This is a genomic window from Zobellella taiwanensis (genome assembly GCF_003012795.1).
Classification (GTDB): domain Bacteria; phylum Pseudomonadota; class Gammaproteobacteria; order Enterobacterales; family Aeromonadaceae; genus Oceanimonas; species Oceanimonas taiwanensis.
Genome location: NZ_PXYH01000098.1, coordinates 1 through 236, shown reverse-complemented (window position 1 = coordinate 236; position 236 = coordinate 1). Strand labels below are relative to the sequence as shown.

The 236-nt window shown below is 55.5% G+C and carries 1 rRNA gene; it reads left to right on the top strand.

The window, feature by feature from the left end:
* A 23S ribosomal RNA gene (locus C7I36_RS17095) occupies positions 1 to 236 on the top strand; the annotation flags it as partial.

Genomic DNA, 236 nt, shown 5'->3' with positions numbered 1-236 from the left:
GGCGATGAAGGACGTGCTAACCTGCGTTAAGCACGGGTGAGCTGGTAAGAAGCGCTTGAGCCCGTGATGTCCGAATGGGGAAACCCACTGCACTCAGTGCAGTATCGTTGCGTGAATACATAGCGCAGCGAGGCGAACCGGGAGAACTGAAACATCTAAGTACCCCGAGGAACAGAAATCAACCGAGATTCCGTTAGTAGCGGCGAGCGAACGCGGACCAGCCCTTAAGCAGCTTG